The following is a 24858-nucleotide window of genomic DNA, read 5'->3' as shown; positions in this document are numbered from 1 at the left end:
GGAGCGGTCCGCCGCGGGCCTCCCGGTGCGTTCCGCGGACCGAGGGCGCGAAACCGACGCCCCGCACAGGTACCCCCGAGGAACGTGGAGCGGTACGCCCGTCTCCGGAAGGACACCATGAGCATCGCCACCCCGTCAGCGACCGCGACCGACACCGACCACCTGGTCGTCACCGACCCCGTCGACGGGTCGATCGCCACGACGACCCCGCGCTCCACGAGCGAGGACGTCGCGAACGCTGTCGCGCGCGCACGGGCAGCCGCCCCCGGCTGGGCGCGCACGGCCCCGGCGGAGCGGGGCGCCCTGCTCCACGCCGCAGCCGCGCACCTCCGTGACCACGCGCAGGAGCTCGCCGACCTGAACACCCGCGAGACGGGCAAGGTCCCCGGCGACGCCATGGGCGGAGTCCAGGCCGGCATCGGGACCCTCGTGCAGTACGCCGAGCTCGGCCCGGTCCACCGTGGCGAGGCCCTCCGAGGGCAGTTCGGCGCCGCGGACTGGTCGGTCCCCCACCCCCGTGGCGTCGTGCTCGCCCTGACCCCGTGGAACGACCCGGTGGCCGTCGCACTCGGCATCCTCGGTGCGGCGATCGTCACCGGCAACACCGTGGTGCACAAGGGCAGCGAGCGGTGCCCCGGCACGATCGCCCGCCTGAACGCACTGCTCGCCGAGGTCCTGCCGGAGGGCGTCCTGGTGGGCGTCGACGGTGACGCCACGACCGGCGAGGCCCTGCTCGAGCAGGACGGCATCGACGTCTACGCCCACGTCGGGTCCACCGCGACCGGCGACCGGCTCACCGAGGTCGCCGCCCGGACCCGCGCGCACGTCATCCGCGAGAACGGCGGCAACGACGCGGTCGTCGTGGACGCCGACGTCGACCCGACCTGGGCCGCGGCGCAGGTGGCGCTCGGCGCGTTCGCCAACACGGGCCAGATCTGCACGAGCGTCGAGCGCGTCTACGTGCACCGCGACGTCGCCGAGGAGTTCACCGCGGCGCTCGTCGCCGAGGCCGAGCGTCGGACGGCATCGCCCGCCGCAGAGTTCGGTCCGCTCGTCGACGACCGGCTCCGCACCGCGGTGCAGGCACACATCGACGACGCCGTGCAGCGCGGGGCCGTGGTCCGCACGGGCGGGACGACGCCCGGCGGTGTCGGCACGTTCTACCCCGCGACCGTGCTCACCGACTGCGCCGACGACATGCTCGTGATGACCGAGGAGACCTTCGGTCCGATCGCACCGGTCCGGGTCGTCGAGTCGTTCGACGAGGGCCTCCGCCTCGCCGCGGCCGACCGGTACGGCCTCGCCGCGACGGTGCTGACCGGCGACACCGGGCACGCGCTCCGTGCAGCGGCCGAGCTGCCCGTCGGGACCGTCAAGGTGAACGCCGTGTTCGGCGGCGCCCCCGGTGGCAGCGCCCAGCCCCGCGGAGCGTCCGGCGCCGGCTTCGGCTACGGCCCGCACCTGCTCGACGAGATGACGACCACCACCGTCGTGCACCTCGAACCCGCTCCCGCCCGCACCACCTCCGGAGGAACCCGATGACCGCCGACGTCCGCCTCGTCCGCGACCTGGTCGCCACGGTAGACGACCGCGAACCCCTCGTCGTCGTCATCGGCGACTGCATCCTCGACCGCTGGACCGTCGGCGAGGCCGAACGGGTCTCCCGCGAGGCACCGGCACCCGTCGTGCGCGTCACCGAGACGGTGGCGGTGCCGGGCGGCGCAGCGAACACCGCGGTGAACGCCCGAGCCCTCGGCGCCCGCGTCCGCATGGTCGGCCTGATCGGCGACGACGAGTCCGGCCGCGTGCTCCGCGAGCGGCTCGAGACCGCCGGCGTCGACACGACGTACCTGGTGGAGGTCACCGGCACACGCACCACGACGAAGTCGCGGGTGGTCGGCGGTGACCGTGTGGTCGTCCGCGTCGACGAGATCGCCGCGACCCCCGACGCACACGCGGGAGCCCGTCTCGCCGACGCGGTCGCCCGCGCCGTCCGGTGCGCCGACGCCGCCGTGGTGTGCGACTACGGCCTCGGCGTGCAGCCCGAGGACGTCGTGCCCGTGCTCGACCGCGACCGCCCCGGTGCCGTCGTGGTCGACGCCCACGACCTCACGCGCTGGGCCGACCTGCACCCGGACCTCGTCACGCCGAACGCCGGCGAGACCGCCGGGTTGCTCGGACGCGACCTCGGCGCCGGCTCCGCCCGGGTCCCCGTCGTCGTGGACGCCCGCCACGAGGTCCTCGCCCGCAGCGGCGCCCGTGCGGCCGTCGTCACCCTCGACCGCGACGGCACCGTCCTGCTCGAGCCCGGCACCGACCAGGCCTTCCGCACCCGAGCCACCCCCGCGTCCGAGCAGCAGGCGTCCGGCGCGGGCGACACCTTCTGCGCCGCGGCCACGGTCGCCCTCGCCGTCCGGGCCCCGCTCCGCGACGCGATCGCCGTCGCCCAGGCAGCCGCCGACGTGGTCGTCCGCGAGGCCGGCACCTCGGTCTGCACCGCCGCCGCACTGATCGACTCCGTGACGGCACCCGCCGCGACGGTCGTCGACCACGAGGACCTCGCGCTGGCCGTCGAGGCGGCCCGCGCCGCCGGACGCCGGGTGGTCTTCACGAACGGCTGCTTCGACGTCGTGCACCGTGGACACACCACCTACCTGCGGCAGGCCCGCGAGCTCGGTGACCTGCTCGTCGTCGCCCTGAACGACGACGACTCGGTCCGCCGACTGAAGGGGCCGGAGCGCCCGATCAACACCGCCGAGGACCGTGCCGGTGTCCTCGCCGCCCTGGCCTGCGTCGACCTGGTCACCGTGTTCGCGACCGACACCCCGATCCCGCTCATCGAGCGCCTGCGACCCGAGGTCTACGTCAAGGGCGGCGACTACTCCCCCGAGATGCTCGAGGAGACCGGCGTCGTGCGGGCGTACGGCGGCGAGGTCGTGATGGTCGACTACGTGCCGGAGCACTCGACGACCGCGGTCGTGCGCCGCATCCGCGAGGCCACCGCCGCAGCGGCCGCAGCAGCCGGCTCGACGCCGACCGACACCACTGACGCATCGGCGCCCGCCGTCGAGCCCGACCCGGCACCGTGACCGCCGCCCGCTGGTCCGGCGCCTGGGCGCGTCCCCTGACGGACGACCGCGGTCCGGCCGAGGTCGACGTCCTGGTGCCGACCGTCGGACGACCCGCCGAGCTCGCGACGACGCTCGCCGGGCTCGCCGCCCAGACGGACGTCGACCTGCGCCTGGTCCTCAGCGACCAGTCCGCGGGTCAGGACGCCGCCTCCGAGCCTGCGGTCGCCGCCATGCTGCGGGTCCTGGAGGCGCAGGGCCGGCCCGTCACGCTCCTCGCCCACCCGGAACGGCGTGGCCTGGCAGAGCACCGCCAGCACCTCCTGGACCACGCCACCGCACCCGCGGTGCTCTACCTCGACGACGACGTCTGGCTCGAGCCGGGCACCGTCCGCCGGATGCTCGACGCGCTCCGCGACCTCGGGTGCGGGTTCGTCGGCAGCGCCGTGCAGGGGCTCTCGTACCTGCAGGACCGCCGTCCGCACGAGACGGCCGTGTTCGAGCCGTGGGACGGCCCGGTCGTGCCCGAGGTCGTGCGCCGCGGGACGCCCGGCTTCGACCGGCTGTCGCTGCACAACGCCGCCAACCCGGCGCACGTCGCAGCGGACCTCGACGTCGAGACCGGTGGGTGGGTGCCCTACCGGGTCGCCTGGGTCGGCGCGTGCGTCGTGTACGACCGCGCCGCGCTCGAGCAGGTCGGGGCTTTCCGGTTCTGGGACGCCCTGCCCCCGCAGCACTCGGGCGAGGACGTCGTCGCGCAGTGGCGGGTCATGGAGCGCTTCGGCGGCGCGGGCATCCTGCCGTCCGGCGCCGTGCACCTGGAGAGCCCGACCACCGTGACCGATCGTCGGGTCGACGCCCCAGACGTGCTCTTCGACGACCACGAGACGGCCCCGCACCGTCGCTGAGCGGCGACCACCGCGCCGGGACCGGCGCCGCGGCGGACGTGCGCCGTCCCGAGGAGGCGCCACGAGCCTCCCGGCCGGTCCTCGTGACGCGGAGCGCGCCGGACGCGCGCTGGGCCGCGGACCGGTCCACGGGGCAGGATGGCCACACCACCAGTGAGCAGGAGGACCACGATGGCGACGTTCACCCGCGGATTCGGCGGCCGACGCGACGACCGCGACGACCCGCGCATCCCACCCGGCCAGACCCTGGTGCGCGACTGGCCCGTGCTCTCCGCCGGGGCGACGCCGGACATCGCACCCGAGGACTGGAGCTTCTCGATCCGCACCGAGTCCGGGCTGCACACCTGGACGTGGGACGAGGTCCACGCGCTCGGCGTCGAGGACGTCACCGTCGACATCCACTGCGTCACTCACTGGACGAAGCTCGACATGCCCTGGCGCGGCGTCCCCCTCGACCGGCTCTTCGCAGAGGTCGAGACATCGCTCGACTTCTGCACGGTGCACAGCTTCGGCGGCTACACGACGAACGTGCCGCTCGACGAGCTCCTCGACGGGCAGTCCTGGATCGCCTTCGAGGCGGACGGCGAGCCCCTGACCCCCGAGCACGGGGGCCCGGCCCGACTGCTCGTCCCGCACCTGTACTTCTGGAAGAGCGCGAAGTGGGTGCGCGGCATCGTCATGCAGGCCGAGGACGAGCCCGGCTTCTGGGAGAACGCCGGCTACAACATGCACGGCGACCCCTGGAAGGAGGAGCGGTACTGGTGAGCAGGCCCCCCGTCGACGGCCTGGAGGCCCGGATCACCCCGCGCGGGCCCGCCCCCGTCCGCAGGCGGCCAGCCTGGCACCCCGCCACCGTCGCCGCCGTCGCGCCCGAGACCCCGGCCGCGCGCCGCATCGTCCTCGACGTCCCGACCTGGCCCGGCAACGACCCGGGTCAGCACCTGGACGTGCGGCTCACCGCCGAGGACGGCTACCAGGCGTCCCGGTCCTACTCCATCGCCTCGGCCGGCGAGGGCACCCGGGTGACGCTCGCGGTCGACCGCGTGGAGGGCGGCGAGGTCTCGCCGTTCCTCGTCGACGCGATCGAGGTCGGCGACGCCCTCGACGTGCACGGTCCCCTGGGCGGGTGGTTCGTGTGGCGTCCCGGCGAGTCGAGCCGACCCGTGCAGCTGATCGCCGGCGGGTCGGGCATCGTCCCCCTGCTCCCGATGGTCACCGCGCACGCCGAGGCTGACGATGCGACGCCGTTCCGGTTGCTCTACGCCACCCGTACCCCGGAGGACGTGTTCTTCCGCGAGGAGCTCGAGGCCGCCGTGCACGCGTCCGCGCCGCTCGAGGTCACGCACGTGTTCAGCCGGCGGGCACCACTCGGGTCCGACGAGCCGGTGGGCCGGCTCACCCGGGAGCGTCTCGGTGCGTCGGTGCTGGGGCCCGACGTCGGCGCGCTCGTCTACGTGTGCGGCTCGACGCCCTTCGTCGAGCAGGTGCTGCGGTGGCTCGGCGAGCTCGGGCACGACCTGTCGGAGGTCCGGGCGGAGCGCTTCGGCGGCGCGTGACGGCGAGGACCGGCTGCTGCACGACGAAGGCCCTGGTCGGTGACCAGGGCCTTCGTGTTCCGAGCGGATGACGAGATTCGAACTCGCGACCCTCACCTTGGCAAGGTGATGCGCTACCGCTGCGCCACATCCGCGTACGGAGACACTCTACCCCGGATCGGTTCCGCGCCCGTGATCTGCGGGGCGGCCGGGCGCGTCGTGGGGATCCGCCGCGCACGGGAGGTTGCGGTTCCGCGGTCGCCGTGTTGCAGGATTGCGGGAAGCCGCAAGGCCTCGACGCCGACCAATCCGGATGTCCGTCGTCTCCGGATCTCTCCTCGGTGCCCGGACCTGCCCGACCGGAGCACCGGGGCCACCCACCCCTCGTCCGGCCGTTCGCGGCGACCCGAACCCTGCGAGCGGCCGGGCGGTCCCGGGCTCTCAGGGCCGACCGGGTTCACTCGGAGCATGAGCTACGTGCACGACAACCCCGGCGGGACCGAAGCACACGGTGTCGACCTGATCGACGGCGACGCGCCCGCGGTCCGCATCCTGGTGCACGGCGACCTGCCGACGACGATCGAGCACGAGGGCCGCACCTGGCTCGCGACGGGCGACGCGCACGACGACGGCGACCCGTCCGCTCCCCCGATCGCGATCTACCGTCCGGTCTGACACGGGCCGTCCCTGTCCGGCGTCGGGCCGGCGTGTCCTGTCAGGTGGGCGTCTCCCGTCAGCCCGGGGCTGTCGCCGCTGCCTGACTCAGCAAGGAGACGACCGTCAGGTACAGCCCAGAGGACAGGACCGCTCCGGGCAGCAGGGCGAACACGGCCACGGGGATCGCCCACAGCTGGTGCTTCCCGGGGTTCTCGTCGGGCGGCGTACTCGCCATGGCGGCGAACGAGGACGCGGACACGAGCACCGCGAACGCCGCCGTCATGCAGATGATCGGCCACGACCGGTAGCCGACGGAGAACACGGGCACGAGCAGCGGCAGGAAGAACATCGCCGGAGCAGCGACGAAGCCGGTGCGGGAGATGATCCGGTAGGTGCGCCGGTCCCGGTCGGTGCGCTGGTCGTCGTTCACGGCGTTCCTCCTCGGAGGTCGTCGACGCTCCCGTCGAAGCAGGTCGACACTCCGGTCACGCTGTAGCGCTGCGGGAAGGCGTTGAAACCGATCGTCGTGACCGGTCCCCCGCTCCCGCGGACGCCGAGCAGCGGGTCCGCCCCTCCACTCTCGAAGCGCTCGACGGCGATGCCCTGCTCCTCCCACACCTGCTCGACCCGTTCGACGTCCGCGGCCGGGTCGACTCCCGTCGGTGCCACCCGTTCGACGATGTAGCTCCACCGGGCGGCGGGCGCAGCGCCTGCACGATCGCAGCTCTCCGCCGCGGGACCGCTGTACACACTCCATTCGCCGCCGATCGACGCCGTCGTGTGCTCGACCACGTCGACGATCGACCGCTTCGCCTCGGACGCGTCCGCCCTCATTCCACCAGGGTCGGCGGTGCACGCCGTCAGCACCGCCGCCGTCGCGACCAGCAGGGCGACGCTCGAGTTCGACCGGCGACTCATCCTGCGTCCCCGATCTCCCCGTCGCGCAGCTCCGTCGCGTTGCCGGCGGCGCACACGCTGACGCCGGAGATCCTGGAGCGATCCGGCTTCGCGTCGAAGCCGATCGAGGTCACGGGGTCGCCGGTCCCGCGGAGGCCGACAGGCTTGCTCCCTCCGCCGCTGCTCGTGTCGACCACGTCCATGCCCGCGTCCTCCCACACGGCTCGAACCACCTCGACATCGTGCTGCAGACCAGTGGTGGCTCCCGCTCGTTCCACGATGTGCACGTACCTGACGCTGTCCTCCGCGTCCTGTCCGCACGGCTCGACCGCCGGGCCGCGGGAGACCGTCCACTCTCCCCTGACCGCAGCCGTCGACCGTTCGACGAGATCGACGATGGACTGCTTCGCCGACCTCGGGTCGGTGTCTGGGGCATCCCGCGGTGTGCTGGTGCCTGCGCAGCCGGTGAGGATGGGCAGGGCGAGTGCGGCAACGCAAGCCGCACGACCGATGAGTTCACCGTTGCGGGCGGTGATGCTCTGGATCATTCGTGTCCCGTTTCGTCTGCGCTCCCCGCCGCGCATGCGGAGACACCGGACAAGCTGTAGCGCGCCGGGAAGGCGTTGAACCCGACGGATGTGGTGGGGCCGCCCCTGCCCCGGATGCGCCGGAGGGGCTCGTCCCCGCCGGTCTCCGTCTCGAACACCTCGATGCCGTCCTGCTCCCAGAGCTCCTGGACAGTCGTGATGTCCTGTTCGGCGCTCTCCGGGGAACCGTCGCGTTCCAGGACGTAGACGAACCGCACACGATCCTCGACATCCTCGCCGCACGGTTCCGCCGACGGCCCGAGGGACACCTGCCACTCTCCACCGATCGCTTCCGAGGAACGCTCGACCAGGTCGACGATGGACTTCTCGGCTTCGGATCCCCGCACAGTGGTCCCGTCCGGAGTGGTGCTGCTGTCAGCACAGCTGGTCAGGACGAGCGAGAGAACGATGGCTACCGCGGGCGCGAGCCTGGCGCTCGTCCGTTGCCGAGCGACGGTCTCGACCGTGTGGCCGTCACCTGCTCCGACTGCCCTCACGACAGCGGTCCCGTCGGTCTCGCCGTACTGCATCTCCACATGACGATCCCCCCAGCAGCGATCGTATTCGAGTGGATCTCAGGCTGCACACCCGTGGTCGACCGGGTCGAGCACGTGCCCGTCTCCGCCACCTCCCCGGGTGCACCGTCGTCGCCGCTGAGACGGAATCAAGGTGTGAAGAAGGCGTGGAGCGCGGCGCTGATCTGCGCGGGCCCGCCACCGTTCCAAGGGCCGTCGTGGCCGAGGCCGTCGAACTCCACGTGTCGCGCGTCGGGGAGTTCCGGGCGAGGTCACGGATCGTAGCGCGGGGGAACGCGGGGCTCGCGGTCCCGCTGAGCAGCAGCACCGGACAGTCGATGCTCGCGTACTCCTGCACGTGACCGTCGCGTTCGGCGACGGCGCGGAAGTCGTAGCGCACGCCCGGGAGGAGGTCGCCGAGCGATGACGCCGGCCCCCGCTGCCGGGACTGGACCGCGAGGACGACACGGCCCAGGGCTCGGGCGACGACCCGCGGGGCGCGCGCGATGAGCGCAGGTGCGGTCCCTGCGACGACGAGCGCGTCGATGAGCGCAGCGCCGGACTGTCCGCGCTCGATCTCGGCGTTGAGCCGGCGGACACCGTCGCGGTCGATGCCGTCCCGGTAGAACGGAGGCTCGTAGACCGCGAGCTGCTCCACTCTGGACAGGGTGCGCGTGGCTTCCAGAGCGATGACGGCGCCGGAGCTGAGACCGAACAGCTTCGTCGCGCCGGTCGCGGTCATCACCGCGTCGAGGTCCTCGACGTCGCGGGCGATGGTGTGGTCGGCCGTGTACGGGCGCGGGCTGATGCCACGGCCGCGTCGTTCGGCGGTGATGACCGTGAACGAGGAGGAGAGGGCGAGGGCGAGTTCCCGGTAGGCGTGGACGTCAGCCATTGCGCCCTGCACGAGGACGCTGGCTGGTCCGGTGCCCTGGCGGAGGTAGCCGATCGAGGTGCCGTCCCGAGACTCGGCGTGCTCGGTGACGATGCTGTGGTCCATTGCGTCAGCATGGCATCGAGCACACAGCCGAGCGCCGCACCGGTGGTGCCGGCGCGTCCGCCTGCAGATCTGCGAGTCGCACGGATCGTTCACCGGACACCTTCCGGTCTCGGTGGAGGATCTCGAGCGCTCGTCTTGCCGTCAGGGCGTCAGCACCGCGATCGAGAGTCCTCGGATCTGTTCCGCCTGGGTGAGCGCTGCTGCCGGGTCGTCGATGCCGACGGTGGTCACCTGCAGGGCGCTGAGGTCGATGACGCCCGCCTGCACCTGACGCCAGACCCGGTACGCGGTCTCCTCGGAGCACATCCACGAGCCGCGCAGGGTGATCCGGCGTCGCATGAGCTGGTCGTACGGGATCCGGAGGGGCTGCCGGACGCCGCCGAGCAGGACCATCGTCCCGTCGGTCCGAACGCTGTCGAACCCGGCCATGGTGAGGTCCGGGGTCGGTGTCGGCCCGAGCGCGTCGATGACGATCTCCGCCTCACCCTCGAGGGCTGAGCTGATCGCCGCCGCATCCTCGTCGCGGACCCCGATGGACCGCACGGTCCGCACCCGGCGGTCCAGCGCCGCCAGACGCCCGAGGCTCCCGGTGTCCCGGCCGACGGCGACGACGCGACCGGCGCCACGGGCGAGCGCCAGGAGGACCGCTGCTCCGCCCATCTGGCCACTGGCGCCCAGGACGACGACACGGTCGCCGGCGGTCATGCCGCTGCGCTCGACCGCGCCGGCCGCGACACTCAACCAGGGCAGGAACGCGAGCTTCGTCGGGTCGGGGTACCACTCGGCACCGGGGAGCGCGAGCACGGCCGATCCGGGCATGACGGTGCGCTCGGCGAAGGTGCCGGTCCGCCAGGCCCGATGCATCCGGTCCGTGGTCGCCGTCGTCGCCCCGCGGCCGCCGATCCCCGTCCATCCGAGCAGGACTTCCTCGGGCTCTGCGACCCGACCGCTCCGCAGGAACCCGGTGCACAGCGCCGTCTCACCGGGCCGGACGGTCGTGACGTCGTCCGCGACCTCCTCAACGATCCCGACACCACCGATGCCGAGCACCGTCGGGGTGGCGATACCGCCACGGCCGCCCTCGACGAGCACCCGCGTGTACGCGGGAACCTGCACCGCGAGCATGCGCAGCACCACACCGCCGCTGCGGACGTGCGGGTCCGGGACCTCCTCGACGCTGAGTGGTGAGCCGAGTCCGTCCAGTGTCCATGCCTGCATGCCCTCAGTCTCCGCAGGCAGCAGGAGACCATCCAGAGCCGCCGCATACTGGTACCCGGACCACCAGGAGAGGACTGCGTGAGCGACGTTACCGAGCAGCAGCGTCGGGAGCTCGGCGCCTTCCTGCGGGCTCGACGGGAACGGGTGAGCCCGGTCGACGTCGGGCTGCCGGGATCGACCCGCCGTCGCACCCCGGGCCTCCGTCGCGAGGAGCTCGCGATGCTCGCCGGGATCAGCGCCACCTGGTACACGTTCCTCGAGCAGGGCCGGGACGTCCGACCGTCGCGTCAGGTGCTCGACGCGATCGCTCGCGCGCTCGGACTCGCCGCGGTGGAGCGGGAGCACCTCTTCGCCATCGCCGTCGACGCGCCCGTACCGACGAGCTCCGACGAGGTCCTCGACCCGGAGGTTGCGCGGGTCGTCGAACTCCTCGACCCCGCCCCGACCTACGTGACCGGGGGGACCTTCGACCTGCTCGCGTGGAACACGGCAGCGACCGAGCTGTTCCGCGGCGCACTCGACCACGGCGAGCACCCCAACCTGGTCCGGTGGGTGTTCCTGACCCCCGATGCACGCGAGGTCCTGCCGGACTGGACCGACGTCGCCCAGGGACTCCTCGCACGGCTCCGGACCCGAGCCGGACGGCATCCCGGCGTCGCGGTCTACGCGGAACTCGAGGCCGATCTCCGCGGGGCCAGCCCGGAGGCCGACCGGTGGTGGCCGCGGTACGACGTCGGGACGCCAGGAGCCGGCATCAAGCGCGTCAGGCAGGCCGACGGGCAGGTGCAACGCCTCGCCTACACCTCGTTCGACGTCGCTGATCGGCCGGACCAGACCATGACGACGTACCGCCGCCTGGACACCCGATGAGGTCGACCCGTCGGGCGTCGGGTTGCCGATCGGCCATCGAGACGGTCGGTGCTCTCTTCCCCAGGTCTCACTGGCCGCCGCGGCGATGGAGCTCGCTGAGGAGGACCTCCTCTACCGGCTCGAGCCGCAGTGGTCCGTCCGTGCGGAGGGCGACGCGCCTGACGAGCGGGTCGGTTCCCATCTGCGCCAACCAGTCACCAAGGCGCGGCGACCGATCGTGGTCGACGAGCCACACGTGTTCGCCGTCGCGCTCGACCCAGGCTTTGTTGGTCAGTGATCCGAACTGCAGGGCAACGATGCGCTCGAGCGGCACGGGGATCGCGAGGGTGTGTGGCTTGCCGGGGACGAGATTGGTCACTGGGGCCACTACGAGCGGCGCGATCACGTCGATCTCGGAGCCGTCGTCGAGCGACCCCCGGTAGGTCTCCGTAGCCCTCCAGCGTTCCGGCAGCGCGTGGTGGAAGGCGCTGTCGAGGACGAATCCTTTCAGGTGCACGGACGGTGCCCGTTCAATCTGCTCCCGTAGCGTGAGAGTGATCGTCGCTGGTGCGTCTTCTTCCGCGTCGTGCACTTCCCACGCGAGTGATTCGCCGACGGCGATGCTCGAGCCGTTGCGGATGTGCTCGTCCACGAGTGCCGCCGACTGTTCGGCTGCGGCGTCGCGTCGATCGAAGATCTTCCTGAGCCAGGTCCCCACTCCAGTCATGCCTCGAGCGTACGACGGCATCGTTTCCGCGCAAGGCTCCCGCCGCCTGCTGTGGTGCGATCGTGCTCGCGAGGACCGACAGGGTCGCGATCCCGATGGCGGGAGCCCAGACCCCTCAGGAGCTCCGCCGACCTCACCTCAGCCGTGGACGTCGTTCTCCGGTGTCGTGCCGACGCCACACGAGGAGGACTGTCGACGCACGATCCTGGTGAGCCTCCACCGCGGAGAGGACGAGAGCCGCTACCGACAGGACAGCCAGGACCACTCCGGTGGTCGCCGTCTGTGACGTGTGGCGTGGCGCTAGGGAGGCCGCTACCGAGACGATCGCCATGACGACGCCGAGGATGAGGGGACGAGCTGCGAAGCGCCGCATGCAGTGCACCGTAGTCGGGCCGTGAGCGGGTTCGACCCAAGGTTCGTCGATCCTGCAAGCCGTTCGGAAGCCGAGCGGCTACCGAGGGGTCCCGGGTGTCGAGCGTGGGAATGACCACAGCAACCGGTCCGAGGCGGAGGGGCCTCAGTACCGTCCAGCTCTGTGCATGTGTTCTTGATCATCGTTGTCGCTGTCGTCTTCGTAGGAGCAGGGATTGCTCAGACGTACTTCACAGTAGGGCCGGGGGGCAAGAAGCGACGGAAGTACGCCGTAGCTCAGGATCGACCTCCGGATCCGTAGAGCGGTCACGGCCCGTGCGGAAGCTCCGTACGGGCAGCCCCCTCTCCGCCCGAGTCAGGTCAGCCGAACGCTGCGAGGCGATGGAGAAGAGCCCTGGCCACGCGAGAGCGCCGATCGAGGGTCCCTCCGGATCCGGGTCCGCCAACGTGACACCGCCATCGTGCGCGAGATCTCGCCCGACACGGAAAGGCATTCCGACCCCATCGGGGACCACGACGGGATCTGCGGCACATCCCGTGCGCTTCACGCCATGCCGAGGGGGACCGAACTGGAAGATCCCGGCAGATCGAGCATCGTCCGCTCAACGATCGGCTACCGGGCACCGGCTGCCCGTGGCTGTTCGGACCAAGCCGACGTCGAGTAGCTCACTTCGAGGCCGGAAGAACGCGGACGTGATCGGGTGGCTTCGTGCAGACAGTGATCCTCACCGGTGTACCCGGCGCCGGCAAGTCCACCGTGAGTCGACTTCTCGCGACGAGGCTGCCGCGCGCCGCGCGGATCGCAGCGGATGAACTGAACGCCATGATCACCGCCGGTGCCGTGTGGCCACTTGGTCAACCCGCGGAAGAGGCCGCCCGCCAGGTCGAGCTCAGCTACCGGAATCTCGCCGCGCTGGCCGCGAACTTCACCGAGGCCGGGTTCGTCACCGTCATCGACTGCGTCATTCCGGATGGTGCGCACCTCGATCGGCTACTCCGGCACCTCTCGTCGGATTCCTTCTCTCTGGTTGTTCTTGCCCCGGGCGCAACTGCGTGCAAGGAGCGCGACGCAGGGAGAGAAGCGAGCAAGCGGTTCACCTTCGACGGGTACGACGAACTTGACCGGTCGATGCGTCGCGGCTTCGGAGACCGCGGTTGGTGGCTCGACACGAGCGATCTCCGCGCAGGCAGAACGGCGCAACTCATCGCCTCCAGACTCGACCTCGAAACTCCTGCGTCGCGCTGAACGATCCGCATGCGGACGCCGGCGTCGCTCCTTGCAGCAGCGACCTGGATCCGCGGACAACTCGACAGGGACGACTCGTCGTCGGTGTGCGTCGGGACGGCATCGACCTGACGTAGGGCCGGAGGCAGGATGTCCGCCACTGCTGCGGCGACCCCGGAAACACGAGAACCCCCCGGTGGTACCGGGGGGTTCTCTGCTGTGGGCGATACTGGGATCGAACCAGTGACCTCTTCCGTGTCAGGGAAATGTGCCGTCGAACGGCCTGCCCGTCGTGGCTGGCATCTGCCCCGAGATCCGCGCCGGTGCGGGCTTCCGGATGGAACCGACATCAACGGTGATGAACGGCGATGCGTACAGATTCGTGCCAAGAAACGTGCCACGAACTGGCGACGAGACGATGTCGTCCGGCATCACACCGGTGGGCGGCGACGGCCCGCTCGGACGTCCTGCCAGAAGTCGAGAGCCTGCTCTGACGTCCAGTAGTCGTCGAGCAGAGGAACGTCGCAGGGCATCATCCACCCGAGGACAGAGGCAGCTTGCCACGGCGAGAGGATCTCGGCCTGGCGCACGACGGCGGTCCAGGTCGGAGAGAGCGTCAGTCGGAGGACATCCCGAGGCTCGTCGCGCAGTGCGATGCGCTCGTACAACGACACGTCCTTGGTGTCGTCCCGGAGTTCCACGATGACGCCGTACCCGGCACCGAGGGAGAGCACCTGCGCTCGCCCGCGTACCGCGGCGTCTTCGGCATCGGTGTCGCGGCACTCGATGACGAGCAGTTCCCCGCCCGGACCGAGCGCGTGCGCACGGAGCGCCTCGCGCAGGAGGGACCACGGCAACTCGCGCCATTCAGTGCCCGACGCGCCGTCCAGCGTGACGAGGACACCGCCCCAGTGCTCGATCGTCCTTTCGGGGTGTACCTCGGTCAACGTGGCTTCTCCGTTCCGGATCCCCGTCCACGACGGCTGTCGTCCTCGGGGCACCTATGCGCGGACCAGGGCAACCCACGTCGATTCACCACAACTCGATGACGCCTGCGTCAGCGAGCAGCCGCAAGCACGCATCGGGCGCTCCGCACACCCGTTCAGTAAGACCGCTCGGGAGCGGTCGCTCGCCGAGCTGCGTTCCCGTCAGGTACAGCGGCGGGACTCCGAGCCACCGCAACGGAAGCGGCCCGTCGAAGTGGGTGTCCTTCGGTGCTGCGTAGAGCCGGTGCTGCGAAGCGGACATCCTGTGGGCAGCGACGCACCGCCGGACCTGTTCGTAGTGCGCTCGCTCCGCGGCCTGAGCGGCCTCGGCAGTCCTGGAGGCGAAGTCTGCCCGAGTGGTCGCGCCCCGGAGCATCCACTGCAATGCGGTCGTCGCATCGTCCACGACCGCGCAGTCTCTGCCGCAGCTGATGATCATCGTGGTCACCGGGAGTCCAACCGCGGTCGTGAGGTCCATGGGTTCGGCTTCCAGCTCGGCTCCCGGGCAGCGCGAGAGTCCTGAGGTGAACCGAGAGAAGTGGGTCGTGCTGGCCATGCTCAACACGATGCGGCGAAACCCGAGTTGATCCAGCCCCTGGCTTGCAAAGATCACGGCTGACGCTCAACGGGTTGAGCGGTCTGGCAAGTCAGCCAGATCCGCAGCCTGCTGGGGAAGTAGGGCCTTCTTTCTTCTTCTTCTTAACTTCTTGAACACAGATATAGATCTGAAGAAGAAGAGGGATACATTTCCCCTCCCACCTCCCCCATACATATAGATCCCCATCCATAGCTCTTACCCTCCGGCCGGAGGGGACGAGACTAGTGCCCTGGAACCCCGCCGATCGGCATGCCCCTCCGGATAGCTCCGACTTCCGGACGTGGAGTCGGCGGGGAAGCCGGCCCCGCTGACCGACTGACGACGACCGGCACCCACAGCTCGTCCTGGTTTCGCCGCATACATGTCGATGAGGTCGTCAACAGGTCGGCCCGTAGCACCAGGAGCCCCAGATGACCACCAGCACGAAGAACGTCCCGGTGACCGAGACCATGACCCTCCGCGAGCTCGCCGGCGCCGTCGGTGTCGCGATGGGGAGCGCCTACGCCTGGTCCTCGAAGGGCAAACTGCCCGCCGGCACCTACCGGGACGAGACCGGGAAACTGCGCATCCCCCTCACCAGCGCCGAGCCGTTCATCGAGGAACGCCGATCCGACAAGCGCCGGTTCTATGGGTACGGCATCGAACCCTTCCCGGACGACGTCGAGACCGTGGACCTCGCGTGGATCGCCGCGCAGCTGAACGTGACCCAGCGACGCGTGTGGGTGCTCAGCTCCGAGGGTGCCCTCCCCGACTCTGCCCGCCGCATCGGCAACTCGATCCAGATCCCCATCGACGATGCCCGCCAGTTCGTGGAAGAGCGTCGCACCACCCGCCGCCGACCGTTCCCCCGCCACCGCCACCCCGACCGTTCCTCCGTCGGCCTGGGCTGGATCGCGGATGAGATCGGTGTGCCGCGCCGGTCGCTGTACTACATCATCAACGTCGTGCCGCTGCCGGACTCCGCCTACTACGTGGGCAACGAGTTCCGAGTGCCTCGGCAGGACGCCTTGAGCTGGGTCCGCGCGTTCTGCGACGGACTGGGCGAGGACACCCCGACCGCGCGCCGTACCCGCCGCGTGTGGGAGCGGGCGCTCGGGACGCGCGCATCCTCAACGCAGTGACGACGCCGCGCTGCCTGTCAGGCGATCTCGTCGACGTAGGCAGGCTGACTGTAGGACCGCCCTTGCCACCGCACCTGCACCGGCCACCACCCGCCCTGCGTGACCACGCCCTGCTCGCCGCTACGGACGAACGACCGGCTCACACCGCCGTGATCCTGAAGAGCTACCACGAGCGTACCTGCCTGCAACATGTCGTCTCCATCCTTGAACCGTTGATCGGTGCAGGGGAGGTATGCGCGGAGACTGGCCGTTCGTGGGCGGTGTCGGCGGTGTCACAGGTCCGCGGAGGGCCCATTGAGCTGCTGGGGTCGGGACCGAGCAGGGACGGGTTCTGCCAGAGGAGTTCCTCTTCCCCGATCCGGAGCGACAGCAGACGACCACCGCGGGTCGGAGCGAAGACCGCCCGGAGCGGACCACGCTCGATCGTGGTCAGTGACAGCGCCCCGGTCACCGGACGGGCGCCGTGTGGGGGACGAGGACGACCTTGCCGGTCGCCCCCGCGGCTGCGATGCGGTACCCCTCGTCTGCGTCCAGCAGACCGAGGCGGTGCGACACGACGATCTCCGGGTGGAGGCCGCCCTCAGCGAGCATCCGGGTCACGTCCTCCATCCCCTGCAGCGATGTCACCCAGGACGCCGTCAGCGTGAGCTGCTTGTGCAGCAGCGTGTCCGAGACCTCGGTCTCGAGGCGACCGCTCTCACCGATCAGGCCGACCCGGCCCCACTCGGCAGCGGCCTCGACCGCGGTGGAGCGGCCGGCACGGTGACGCAGCCCGTCGACGACAAGATCGCGGAGATCGAATACGCCCAGATGCTGCTCGCCCGTCACTCCCAGGCGCAACACCGGAAAGAGGGCTCGCTCGAGCGCAGTGCCTACCTCCTGCTGAGCAGGATCAATGCGCAGGGCCCGATGACCATCGGTGAACTGAGCGAGGCCTTCGGCCTGGACGCGTCCACGCTGCAACGGCAGACGACGGCCGCGGTGAAGGCGGGCGTGCTCGAGCGGATCCCCAACCCGGACGGGGGCATGGCCCGACGCTTCCGGCTCACCGATCACGGCTCGTCCGAGCTCGAGGAGGCACGACGCCGGTTCGTCGATGCGCTCGGCACCGTGCTGTCGGAGTGGGACCCCGACGACCTGGACGCGTTCGCCGGGTACCTCAAGCGCTTCAACGCCGACATCGAGCGCACGGGTGGCCGCTCCTGGCCCCACCCCTGATCCGATCGACCAGCGCTCTGCGCATCGTCGCCACCGGACCTACGCCATCTGGACCTCGTACAGCCCCTTTACCACGGTCGTCTCGACGATGCAGGTCCCGAGGGCACCGACGTACTCGGTCTGCACGTGGACGAGGCGGTCGCCGGAGGATTCGAGCACCTCGTGGACCTGGACCGTCGCGGACACCACGCCTCGTCGGGGTGCGAGTCGGTCGCGCCACCGGAGCGTCGGAGCGGGTGACCACCAGCGGGGTTCGCAGTCGATGCGCACCTCGGCGACCTTGCGCCCCCACAGGTACTGGGTGAACCGTCGGATGCGTGCGTCCGCACCCGGGAAGTCCAGGATCCCGACCTCCTCGACGAGCACGCCCTCCACTTCCTCGGTCAACGGCACGACCCGCACCAGGACGTGGTCATCCTCCCGCGTGCGGACGACGGCGCCGCCGCCGGAGCAGCGGTCGATGAGGCCGTCGTGCACGAGGTCGTGCATGGCCGCACTCACGGTGCTCCGGCTGAGGCCCACTTCGCGGGCAATGTCGTTCCCCCGCCGCAATCGCGTTCCAGGTCTCAGGAGCCCGAGTTCGATGGCGCGCCGCAGCCCCTCCCGCAGCGCCTCCCGCGACGTCGATGCAGGCTGCAACGGCATCGACACCCGTGTGCCCATCGCCTCCTCGGGCTCCGCGACCAGGGCGGCGACGTCGAGCGAGGCCGGTCGGTTGGTCATGGTCCGCCTTCCTCAGTGGGTGGAGGGTTCCTGTTCGACCTCGCGGCGGTCGTCGTCGGACCAGAGGGTGTGGAAGGTGCCGTCCTTGTCGATGCGCTGGTAGGTGTGCGCGCCGAAGAAGTCCCGCTGGCCCTGGATGAGCGCGGCGGGGAGTCGGTCGGAGGCGAGGGAGTCGAAGTACGCCAGCGCGGAGCTGAATCCGGGCGCGGGGATCCCCGACGCGGCGGCGATCCCGACGATGCGCCGCCATGCTGCCTCACCCTCGGCGACGGCGTTCGCGAAGTACGGGTCGACGAGCAGGGATTCGAGCGAGGGGTTCTTGTCGTAGGCCTCGACGATGCGGTTCAGGAACTGGGCGCGGATGATGCAGCCGCCGCGCCAGATCTTCGCGATGTTGCCGAGGTTGATCTCCCAGCCGTACTCCTTCGCCCCGGCGATGATGAGGTCGAATCCCTCCGCGTATGCGACGACCTTGGACGCGTAGAGCCCGGCGCGGACGTCGTCGGCGAACGTGTCCGGCACCTCCGCGATCGCCGGGCGCGACGTGACCGACGCCTGGACGGCGGCGCGCTGGGTCGGCTTCGACGACACGGCGCGGGCGAACACGGCCTCACCGATGCCGGACACGGGGATGCCGAGCCCGACCGCGTTCTGCACGGTCCACACACCGGTGCCCTTGGACCCGGCCTCGTCACGGATGACGTCCACGAGCGGCCCCCCGGTGTCGGCGTCCCGCTGCTTGAGGACCTCGACGGTGATCTCGATCAGGTACGACTCCAGGTCGCCCCCGTTCCACTCGTCGAACACCTGCACGAGCTGCTCGACCGAGTACCCGCCGACGCGGCGCAGCAGGTCGTAGGACTCGGCGATGAGCTGCATGTCGGCGTACTCGATGCCGTTGTGCACCATCTTCACGAAGTGGCCCGCCCCGTCGGTCCCGACGTGCGTGACACACGGCTCGCCCTCCGCGACCGCCGCGATCGACTTCAGGATCGGGCCGAGGGTCTCCCATGCCTCGGCGCTGCCGCCGGGCATGATCGACGGACCCTTCAGCGCCCCCTCTTCACCACCGGAGATGCCGGTCCCGACGAAGTTCAGGCCCTGCTCGCGCAGGTCGTGCTCGCGCCGGATGGTGTCGTGGAAGTTCGCGTTGCCGCCGTCGACGATGATGTCGCCCTCCTCGAACCGCTCCGCGAGCTGCTCGATGACGGCGTCGGTGCCCTTGCCGGCCTGGACCATGATGATCGCCGTGCGCGGCTTCGACAGCGACGCGACGAACCCGTCGATGTCCTCGGACGCGATGAACCCGGCGTCGCCGTGCTCCTGCAGCAGTTCCTCGGTCCGGGCGTAGGTGCGGTTGTAGACCGCGACGGTGTTCCCTTCACGCGACGCCAGGTTCCTGGCCAGGTTCGACCCCATCACCGCGAGGCCGATCACCCCGATGTTCGCCTGACCGGTCCGCTGGGTTGCCTGCTGCATCGGGATTCCTGTTCGTCTGGGCCGCTTGCACTTGCACGGCGTGGTCGGTACGTTGCCTAAACTAAGACTTGATTCTCATTTTGTCGAGTGTGTGCCGAAGGAGGCCGCGATGAGCGGAAACGTCCCCCCGATCGTCCTGATGGGGGTGTCCGGCGCCGGGAAGTCGACCGTCGGTGCGCTCCTCGCCGACCAGCTCGGCGTGCCGTTCGTCGACGCCGACGACCTCCACTCCCCCGAGGCGAAGGCGAAGATGGCGTCGGGCACACCACTCGACGACACCGATCGCGCCCCCTGGATCGCCCGGCTCGCGCGGGTGCTCGCGGAGGCCGAGGGCGGGGTCGTGCTCGCGTGCTCCGCACTGACCCGCGCCTACCGCGACGCACTGGGTGGCACCTCGGTCTTCTTCGCACACCTCTCCGGCTCGCGAGCGCTCATCGCGCAGCGCCTCGACGCGCGGGCGCACGAGTACATGCCGCCGTCGCTGCTGAACTCGCAGTTCGAGCTCCTCGAACCCCTGACGCACGACGAGCGCGGTGTGACCGTCGGGATCGACTCCCCCGCGACGGAGGTCGCCCGGACCGTCCGCCGACTGGTCGGGGACAGCGTCGGCGGACGCACGACCCCGTTCGACCTCACCGGGCGCGTCGCCCTCGTCACGGGCTCCAGCCGCGGGATCGGGCAGAGCATCGCCGACGGTCTCGCCCGCGCCGGTGCTCACATCGTCCTGCACGGTCGCGACGAGGAGCGACTGGCCGCGACGCACGCCGCGTTCGTCGAGCGCCACGGCACGGACCGCGTGGGTGCCGTCGCCTTCGACATCACCGACGAGCAGTCGGTGGTCGCCGGCATCGCCCGCGTCGAGGACGAGGTCGGTCCGATCGACGTCCTCGTCAACAACGCCGGCGTCCAGCACCGTGTGCCGATGCTCGACCTCGCACTGGAGGACTGGGAGCGCGTCGTGCGCACCGACCTCACCGCCGCATTCTTGGTCGGACGCGAGGTCGCACGACGGATGGTCCCCCGGCAGCGCGGCAAGGTGATCAACATCGCCTCGGTGCAGACCGACCTGGCGCGACCGACCATCGCCGCGTACACGGCGGCGAAGGGCGGCATCCGCAATCTCACCCGCGCGATGACCGCCGAGTGGGCGGGCGCGAACATCCAGGTGAACGCGCTCGCGCCCGGCTACATCCACACCGAGATGACGCAGGCACTCGTCGACGACCAGGCGTTCAACGAGTGGATCCTCGGCCGGACACCCGCCCACCGCTGGGGAACGACCGACGACCTGGTCGGTCCCGCCGTCTGGCTGGCGTCGGCGGCGAGCGACTTCGTCAACGGGCAGGTGGTGTTCGTCGACGGCGGCATGACCGTCGTCGTCTGACCCGGCACCGACCCCGCCCCATCCCACCCCGACCAGCTCGACCAGGAGACACCGATGTCCGAGAACGACCACCAGCCCAACACCGCCGTCGTCGTCCACGGCGCCGGCGACCTCCGCGTCGAGGAACTCCCGGCGCCCGCCCCGCGTCCCGACGAGGCGGTCGTCTCCGTCGCCTACGGCGGCGTGTGCGGCTCCGACCTGCACTACTGGCGCCACGGTGCGGTGGGCGAGTCGATCCTCCGCGAACCGATGGTCCTCGGGCACGAGGTGGTCGGCACCGTGACCGCCGCAGCAGCGGACGGCTCGGGCCCCGCGGTCGGGACGACCGTCGCCGTCCACCCGGCGACCACCGGCACCGCTCCCGGACGGTACCCGGCTGACCGACCGAACCTGGCCCCCGGCACCACCTACCTGGGCAGTGCGGCGCACCTGCCCCACACCCAGGGTGGCTTCGCCCGGTTCACGGCACTGCCCACCCGGATGCTGCGGCCCCTGCCCGCAGGGCTGTCCCTCCGGGAGGCCGCACTCGCCGAGCCGGCAGCGGTGGCACTCCACGGGGTGCACCGGGCCGGCGACGTGGCGGGCAAGCGCGCGCTCGTCATCGGAGCGGGCCCCATCGGGGCGCTCGCGGTCGCGGCGCTCCGTCGCGCCGGCGCCGCCGAGGTCACCGCCGTCGACCTGCAGGAACTGCCGCTGCGGATCGCGTCCGAGGTCGGTGCCGACCGCACGCTCCACGCCGGCGACACCGACGCGATCGACGCCGTCGAGGCGGACGTCGTCATCGAGTCGTCCGGCAACCACCACGGCCTGGCGTCCGCCGTGCGCGGCGCGGCGCGCGGCGGGACCGTCGTGATGGTGGGCCTGCTGCCGACCGGTCCCCAGCCCGCGCTGGTCTCGCTGGCGATCACCAAGGAGCTCGACCTGCGGGGTTCGTTCCGGTTCGTGGACGAGATCACCGAGGTCCTGGACGCCCTCGCCGACGGGTCCCTCGCGATCGCTCCGGTGGCGACGCACGAGTTCGCGGTCGAGGACGCCCTCGCCGCGTTCGAGACGGCCGCCGACTCCGCGTCCTCCGGGAAGGTCCTGCTCCGGTTCTGACGGGCTCCTCGGCACGTGTAGGGGCCCCGCGGCGTCTCGGTCGCGGGGCCCCTTCACGATGGCACGCTGGATCAGGTCGCAGGCGCCCACCCACGCAGGGTGCCGAGCAGTGCCCGGACGAGCCGCGTCGCGATCTCGTCCGGGTCCAATCCGACGGTCTCGTGCAGGTCGAACAGTTCACGCGGGTCGAACAACGAGTTCCAGAAGTAGAGCCCGATGTCCCCCGGGTCCGCGATGCCGGTCTCCTCGACGGCTTCCCGGATCGGGCGTTCCAGGGCGTCGGCCTGCACCGTCAGGTACTGCGCGCCCGCACGGAGACGCTTCAGGTACCCCTCGTCCGATCGGGTGTGCACCATGGCGCGACCGTGCTTCATGACGAGCTCGATCCAGCGCTTGCTGACGACCTCGAGGAGTGCGACACCGTGCTCGGCGCGGCCGAGGCTGAACTCGCGGAGCGTCTCACCGACGCCGTACCGGAACTCCGCCAGGGCCTCGTCGACGCTGCCGAAGTGTCGGTAGGCCGTCGCGGTCGAGACCTCGGCCTTCTCGGCGACGTCCTGCATGCGGATCGCGTTGCCGTGCTTCGCGGCGAGCCGCGACGCAGCCTTGATGATTCGGGCGCGGTTGCGCTCGGTGTCACTCCGCACGGCTCTCCTCGACGTCGTCGATGTCAGCGTAGTGCTTCGAACGCGGAAGCGAGCCGAGCGACGCCGGCGGTGATCGCGTCGTCCGACGCGGCGTAGGAGAGACGCAGGTGGTGCTCACCGGCGGCACCGAACTCGGCACCCGGCCGGACCGCGACGCCCAGCTCGCGCAACCGGCCGACGAGCTCGACGCTCGGCAGGTCCAGGTCGTACCGCGGGAAGAGGTAGAACGCACCCTCCGGCGAGCTGACGTCGAGCCCCGGGATGGCGGCCAGGCCGTCGGCCATCAGGGAGCGGCGACGCGCGTACGCCTCGTGCATGCGGGCGATGTCCTCGTCGCACGTCTCGAGCGCCACGAGGGCGGCGTCCTGCACCGCGGTGTTCATGGAACCGTTCGCGGTGTTGTGGATGCGCGCGGCCGCCGCGATGATCGCGCTGGGGCCCCACAGGTACCCGACGCGCCAGCCGGTCATGGCGTAGCTCTTGGAGAACGTCTGGCAGTACACGGTCCGGTCGACGAGCGAAGCGACCTCCAGCGCGGAGGTGAACGGCTCACCCGTGAACGTGAGGTCGGAGTAGGCCTCGTCGCTCAGGACGATGGTGTCGGTGCCCTCGAGCGCGGCGCCGAGTCGCTCGAGCTCGGCACGCGAGTGCACGATGCCCGTCGGGTTGCCCGGGTTGCAGAACACGAAGAGCTTCGCGTCCACGAGCGCGGCGTCGAGTGTGTCGAGGTCCCAGTGCAGATCGGGCCCGAGCGGGACCGGGACGACGATGCCGCCGGCGAGGCTGATCAGGTCGGCGTAGAGCGAGTAGGTGGGGTCCGGGATCACGACCCGGTCACCGGGGTCGACGATCGCGAGGATGGCCGCGGTGAGTCCGCCGGTGCCGCCGTGGGTCACGAGGACGTCGCCGACGTCGACGGACCGGTCGGCCAGTCGCCCGATGCGCTCCGCCAGCGCCTGGCGCAGGGTGGGCTCACCGTAGAGCGGCGAGTAATGGGTCCGACCGGCGCGCAGCGCGGCCGCCGCGGCGTCGACCACCTGCGCGGGCGTGTCGAAGTCCGGCTCGCCCATCGCGAGCGACACGAGGTCCCCGCTGGACTGCGGCTGCTGCACCCGACGGGATGCTGCCACCACACGCTGCACTGCGTGGGAGGCGTCGAACGTGGTGGCTGTCGTCGTGGTCATGCGTTTCCGTGGTCTTCCTGGTCGGTGTCCACCGCGGGAGCGCCGGTGTTCCGGCTGATCTCGAGGTCGACACTGGTGTCGCGTTGGCGGGTGGGGGCGATAACGAGCTCCTGGACGACGGCCCGCTGCGGGAGCGCCGCGACCAGTCGGACCGTCTCTGCGACGTCTTCCGGGCGGAGCATGTGCACGCGCTCCTCGGGCGCGGGCGGACGCGCACGGCCGTCGAGGATCGGGGTGTCCGCCTCGCCCGGGAGGACCGTCACCGCGCGGAGTCCCTCGGCGCGGAACGTGTTGTGCAGGAACGTCATGTAGTTTCGGACGCCGGCCTTCGCGGCGCCGTAGGCAGCACCACCGAGGAGGTTCGGGTTGACGGCCGCGAGCGAGGAGATCGTGATGACGGTGCCGTCACCCTTCCGCAGCAGGTCGCCCAGCACGGCCTGGGTGAGCAGGTGCACCGCCGTGAGGTTGACGTCGATCACGCCCCGCCACTCGGCCTCGGTCACCCACCGTGCGTTCTGCACCGAACTCGAACTGCCGGCCGCGTGGACGAGCAGGTCGACCGGACCGAGCGCGTCGTGCACCGCGCCCACGACGCGGCCGGCGCCCCCCGCTGCGGCGACGTCCTCGGCGATGGTGACCGCGGTCCCACCGCCGTCACGGATCAGGCCGGCGACCTCGTCGAGCGGGCCGGGCCGACGCCCGACGAGCGCGACGTGCGCACCGTCCCGGGCGAGCAGCAACGCCGTCTCGCGCCCCATTCCGGTGCCTGCCCCGGTGACGAGTGCCACCTTGCCGACCAGAGATTCCATGTCGTCCCTCGCGTTCCTTATGTGAGAATCATCTCTCATTTGAGAGAGGCGCG

General features: G+C 71.0%; 28 protein-coding genes, 1 tRNA gene and 1 pseudogene. 13 read left to right on the top strand and 17 right to left on the bottom strand.

What is annotated here, in order from left to right; genetic code table 11:
- The first annotated feature begins 117 nt into the window (after positions 1–117).
- The 5 genes from C1N91_RS08040 (at position 118) to C1N91_RS08020 (ending at position 5532) form a co-directional block, all read left to right on the top strand.
- Positions 118–1542, top strand: a complete 1425-nt coding sequence (locus C1N91_RS08040) for an aldehyde dehydrogenase family protein (RefSeq protein ID WP_137767315.1) — start codon at positions 118–120, stop codon at positions 1540–1542.
- The gene (gene rfaE2 / locus C1N91_RS08035) at positions 1539–3089 is read left to right on the top strand and encodes a D-glycero-beta-D-manno-heptose 1-phosphate adenylyltransferase (RefSeq protein WP_254678392.1); all 1551 of its coding nucleotides are present in this window, start codon (positions 1539–1541) and stop codon (positions 3087–3089) included. Before C1N91_RS08040 ends, rfaE2 begins: the two co-directional genes overlap by 4 nt.
- The gene (locus C1N91_RS08030; RefSeq protein ID WP_217496471.1) at positions 3086–3976 is read left to right on the top strand and encodes a glycosyltransferase family 2 protein; all 891 of its coding nucleotides are present in this window, start codon (positions 3086–3088) and stop codon (positions 3974–3976) included. Before rfaE2 ends, C1N91_RS08030 begins: the two co-directional genes overlap by 4 nt.
- A 171-nt stretch (positions 3977–4147) precedes the next feature.
- The gene (locus tag C1N91_RS08025) at positions 4148–4741 is read left to right on the top strand and encodes a molybdopterin-dependent oxidoreductase (RefSeq protein ID WP_137767314.1); all 594 of its coding nucleotides are present in this window, start codon (positions 4148–4150) and stop codon (positions 4739–4741) included.
- Positions 4738–5532, top strand: a complete 795-nt coding sequence (locus C1N91_RS08020; RefSeq protein ID WP_137767313.1) for an FAD-binding oxidoreductase — start codon at positions 4738–4740, stop codon at positions 5530–5532. Before C1N91_RS08025 ends, C1N91_RS08020 begins: the two co-directional genes overlap by 4 nt.
- 62 nt (positions 5533–5594) lie before the next feature.
- Here the strand turns inward: C1N91_RS08020 and C1N91_RS08015 are convergent.
- Positions 5595–5666: transfer RNA gene (locus C1N91_RS08015), tRNA-Gly, on the bottom strand.
- Between the two features lie 313 nt (positions 5667–5979).
- On the opposite strand from C1N91_RS08015, the gene C1N91_RS08010 reads away from it, so the two are divergent.
- The gene (locus C1N91_RS08010) at positions 5980–6186 is read left to right on the top strand and encodes a hypothetical protein (RefSeq protein WP_058727894.1); all 207 of its coding nucleotides are present in this window, start codon (positions 5980–5982) and stop codon (positions 6184–6186) included.
- 58 nt (positions 6187–6244) lie between these two features.
- Here C1N91_RS08010 and C1N91_RS08005 read toward each other — a convergent pair whose 3' ends face one another.
- The 6 genes from C1N91_RS08005 to C1N91_RS07980 form a co-directional block, all read right to left on the bottom strand.
- A complete protein-coding gene (locus C1N91_RS08005; RefSeq protein ID WP_137767312.1) occupies positions 6245–6598 on the bottom strand; it encodes a hypothetical protein in 354 nt (117 codons plus the stop codon).
- Positions 6595–7086, bottom strand: coding sequence for a hypothetical protein (locus C1N91_RS08000; protein WP_137767311.1), 492 nt, complete (start codon positions 7084–7086; stop codon positions 6595–6597). Before C1N91_RS08000 ends, C1N91_RS08005 begins: the two co-directional genes overlap by 4 nt.
- Positions 7083–7613 (bottom strand): hypothetical protein, encoded by a 531-nt coding sequence (locus C1N91_RS07995; protein ID WP_137767310.1) that lies wholly within the window; start codon positions 7611–7613, stop codon positions 7083–7085. Before C1N91_RS07995 ends, C1N91_RS08000 begins: the two co-directional genes overlap by 4 nt.
- Complete coding sequence (locus C1N91_RS07990) at positions 7610–8182, bottom strand: hypothetical protein (protein WP_137767309.1); 573 nt, start codon at positions 8180–8182, stop codon at positions 7610–7612. Before C1N91_RS07990 ends, C1N91_RS07995 begins: the two co-directional genes overlap by 4 nt.
- On the bottom strand, positions 8127–9167 hold the full coding sequence (locus C1N91_RS07985; RefSeq protein ID WP_137767308.1) for an alpha/beta fold hydrolase: 1041 nt from the start codon (positions 9165–9167) through the stop codon (positions 8127–8129). The genes C1N91_RS07990 and C1N91_RS07985 overlap by 56 nt, the downstream gene beginning before the upstream one ends.
- A 141-nt stretch (positions 9168–9308) precedes the next feature.
- A complete protein-coding gene (locus tag C1N91_RS07980; RefSeq protein ID WP_137767307.1) occupies positions 9309–10385 on the bottom strand; it encodes a zinc-binding dehydrogenase in 1077 nt (358 codons plus the stop codon).
- A 78-nt stretch (positions 10386–10463) separates the two neighbouring features.
- On the opposite strand from C1N91_RS07980, the gene C1N91_RS07975 reads away from it, so the two are divergent.
- The gene (locus tag C1N91_RS07975; RefSeq protein ID WP_137767306.1) at positions 10464–11255 is read left to right on the top strand and encodes a helix-turn-helix transcriptional regulator; all 792 of its coding nucleotides are present in this window, start codon (positions 10464–10466) and stop codon (positions 11253–11255) included.
- 67 nt (positions 11256–11322) lie between these two features.
- On the opposite strand, the gene C1N91_RS07970 is transcribed toward C1N91_RS07975, so the two are convergent.
- On the bottom strand, positions 11323–11961 hold the full coding sequence (locus tag C1N91_RS07970) for a hypothetical protein (protein ID WP_137767305.1): 639 nt from the start codon (positions 11959–11961) through the stop codon (positions 11323–11325).
- 1081 nt (positions 11962–13042) lie between these two features.
- Between C1N91_RS07970 and C1N91_RS07965 the strand changes: the two genes are divergently transcribed.
- Positions 13043–13579, top strand: a complete 537-nt coding sequence (locus C1N91_RS07965) for an AAA family ATPase (RefSeq protein ID WP_137767304.1) — start codon at positions 13043–13045, stop codon at positions 13577–13579.
- 410 nt (positions 13580–13989) lie between these two features.
- On the opposite strand, the gene C1N91_RS07955 is transcribed toward C1N91_RS07965, so the two are convergent.
- Both C1N91_RS07955 and C1N91_RS07950 read right to left on the bottom strand, forming a co-directional pair.
- Complete coding sequence (locus C1N91_RS07955; RefSeq protein ID WP_137767303.1) at positions 13990–14505, bottom strand: hypothetical protein; 516 nt, start codon at positions 14503–14505, stop codon at positions 13990–13992.
- A gap of 85 nt (positions 14506–14590) precedes the next feature.
- Complete coding sequence (locus C1N91_RS07950; protein ID WP_137767302.1) at positions 14591–15100, bottom strand: hypothetical protein; 510 nt, start codon at positions 15098–15100, stop codon at positions 14591–14593.
- Between the two features lie 452 nt (positions 15101–15552).
- Here C1N91_RS07950 and C1N91_RS07945 point away from each other — a divergent pair, with 452 nt between their 5' ends.
- Positions 15553–16263: a hypothetical protein gene (locus C1N91_RS07945; protein WP_137767301.1), complete on the top strand. Its 711-nt coding sequence runs from the start codon at positions 15553–15555 to the stop codon at positions 16261–16263.
- Between the two features lie 17 nt (positions 16264–16280).
- On the opposite strand, the gene C1N91_RS17120 is transcribed toward C1N91_RS07945, so the two are convergent.
- Positions 16281–16406, bottom strand: a complete 126-nt coding sequence (locus C1N91_RS17120; RefSeq protein ID WP_260981088.1) for a hypothetical protein — start codon at positions 16404–16406, stop codon at positions 16281–16283.
- Positions 16407–16710: 304 nt separating this feature from the next.
- Entirely contained in the window at positions 16711–16854 is a 144-nt protein-coding gene (locus tag C1N91_RS16700) for a hypothetical protein (RefSeq protein ID WP_175415961.1), read from the bottom strand.
- Between C1N91_RS16700 and C1N91_RS16995 the strand changes: the two genes are divergently transcribed.
- Positions 16831–17481: a MarR family winged helix-turn-helix transcriptional regulator gene (locus C1N91_RS16995; protein ID WP_254678391.1), complete on the top strand. Its 651-nt coding sequence runs from the start codon at positions 16831–16833 to the stop codon at positions 17479–17481. The genes C1N91_RS16700 and C1N91_RS16995 overlap by 24 nt on opposite strands.
- A gap of 39 nt (positions 17482–17520) precedes the next feature.
- Here C1N91_RS16995 and C1N91_RS07935 read toward each other — a convergent pair whose 3' ends face one another.
- Both C1N91_RS07935 and gndA read right to left on the bottom strand, forming a co-directional pair.
- Positions 17521–18204, bottom strand: a complete 684-nt coding sequence (locus C1N91_RS07935; RefSeq protein WP_137767300.1) for a GntR family transcriptional regulator — start codon at positions 18202–18204, stop codon at positions 17521–17523.
- Between the two features lie 12 nt (positions 18205–18216).
- Positions 18217–19683, bottom strand: coding sequence for an NADP-dependent phosphogluconate dehydrogenase (gene gndA / locus C1N91_RS07930; RefSeq protein ID WP_137767299.1), 1467 nt, complete (start codon positions 19681–19683; stop codon positions 18217–18219).
- Between the two features lie 109 nt (positions 19684–19792).
- On the opposite strand from gndA, the pseudogene C1N91_RS16990 reads away from it, so the two are divergent.
- The 3 genes and pseudogenes from C1N91_RS16990 to C1N91_RS07920 all read left to right on the top strand — a co-directional run.
- Positions 19793–20251: pseudogene (locus tag C1N91_RS16990) on the top strand (gluconokinase); the annotation flags it as partial.
- A 21-nt stretch (positions 20252–20272) separates the two neighbouring features.
- On the top strand, positions 20273–21067 hold the full coding sequence (locus tag C1N91_RS07925; protein ID WP_175416090.1) for an SDR family oxidoreductase: 795 nt from the start codon (positions 20273–20275) through the stop codon (positions 21065–21067).
- Between the two features lie 54 nt (positions 21068–21121).
- Entirely contained in the window at positions 21122–22165 is a 1044-nt protein-coding gene (locus tag C1N91_RS07920) for an L-idonate 5-dehydrogenase (protein ID WP_137767298.1), read from the top strand.
- A gap of 71 nt (positions 22166–22236) precedes the next feature.
- Here C1N91_RS07920 and C1N91_RS07915 read toward each other — a convergent pair whose 3' ends face one another.
- The 3 genes from C1N91_RS07915 to C1N91_RS07905 are packed head-to-tail and all read right to left on the bottom strand — an operon-like array spanning position 22237 to position 24805.
- The gene (locus C1N91_RS07915) at positions 22237–22812 is read right to left on the bottom strand and encodes a TetR/AcrR family transcriptional regulator (protein ID WP_137767297.1); all 576 of its coding nucleotides are present in this window, start codon (positions 22810–22812) and stop codon (positions 22237–22239) included.
- Positions 22813–22835: 23 nt separating this feature from the next.
- Positions 22836–23996 carry a pyridoxal phosphate-dependent aminotransferase gene (locus C1N91_RS07910; protein ID WP_137767296.1) on the bottom strand — a complete coding sequence of 387 codons (1161 nt, stop codon included), beginning with the start codon at positions 23994–23996 and terminating at the stop codon, positions 22836–22838.
- Positions 23993–24805: an SDR family oxidoreductase gene (locus C1N91_RS07905; RefSeq protein WP_137767295.1), complete on the bottom strand. Its 813-nt coding sequence runs from the start codon at positions 24803–24805 to the stop codon at positions 23993–23995. The genes C1N91_RS07910 and C1N91_RS07905 overlap by 4 nt, the downstream gene beginning before the upstream one ends.
- Positions 24806–24858 lie beyond the last annotated feature (53 nt).

Origin of the sequence: Curtobacterium sp. SGAir0471 (assembly GCF_005490985.1) — a bacterium.
Taxonomy (GTDB): Bacteria; Actinomycetota; Actinomycetes; order Actinomycetales; family Microbacteriaceae; genus Curtobacterium.
Note: the sequence above shows the minus strand (reverse complement) of the source record. Positions and strands in the feature narration are given on the sequence as shown.